1 protein-coding gene is annotated in these 974 nt (G+C 43.9%); it reads left to right on the forward strand.

The window, feature by feature from the left end:
* Positions 1–54: 54 nt before the first annotated feature.
* On the forward strand, positions 55–974 hold a 920-nt coding region (gene rluC / locus AB4653_RS22935; protein ID WP_372105405.1), incomplete at its 3' end, for a 23S rRNA pseudouridine(955/2504/2580) synthase RluC.

The following is a 974-nucleotide window of genomic DNA, read 5'->3' on the forward strand; positions in this document are numbered from 1 at the left end:
GAATAGGGTTAAGAAAATCTCAATTATCAAAAGTGACAGTGATACAATAACCCAATGAGCGAAATTAGAACCCAAGTCCAATTTGTCGACATTGACGAAGATATGGCTGGTCAGCGTATTGATAACTTCTTACGCAACCAATTAAAAAACATCCCGAAAAGCATGATTTACCGAATCGTGCGTAAAGGCGAAGTCCGCGTTAACAAGAAACGTATCAAGGCTGAGTACAAACTAAAAGCTGGCGACTTAGTACGTATCCCTCCCGTTACTATTGAAGAGAAAACGGAAGAGAACGTACCGAGTACGAAACTCAATAAGGTTTCGGAATTGGAACAGTGCATCATCTATGAAGATGATCACATGCTGATTCTCAATAAACCATCAGGTACTGCGGTTCATGGTGGCAGCGGCTTGAAGTTTGGCGCGATTGAAGCATTGCGTGCTCTTCGCCCTGATGCTCGTTTTCTTGAGTTAGTGCACCGTATTGATAGAGATACGTCTGGCATTTTGCTTGTTGCTAAGAAGCGCTCGGCGCTAAGACACCTTCAAGCACAGTTCCGTGAAAAAACGGTTCAAAAATACTATTTCGCTCTAGTGATGGGCGAATGGAAGAACAGCTGTAAAGTCGTCAACGCACCTTTGTTAAAAAATGAAGTGAATAGCATTGTTCGAGTGAACCCGAATGGTAAAGCTTCTGAAACCCGCTTTAAGGTTTTAGAGAAATTCCAAGAGGCGACGTTGATTCAAGCTAGCCCAATTACAGGCCGTACACACCAAATCCGTGTGCACGCTCAGTATACCGGTCATCCAATAGCTTGGGATGATCGTTACGGTGATCGTCGTTTCGATGCTTATACGGGTAAAGTAGGACTGAATCGTCTGTTCTTACATGCAGCCAACATCAAGTTTATCCACCCGGGTAGCGAAGAGAAGATTGATATCTCGGCGCCAATGGAAAGAAGGCTAGAGAAAGC

This window comes from Vibrio sp. 10N.222.48.A3, assembly GCF_041475345.1.
GTDB classification, from domain to species: Bacteria; Pseudomonadota; Gammaproteobacteria; order Enterobacterales; family Vibrionaceae; genus Vibrio; species Vibrio tasmaniensis_A.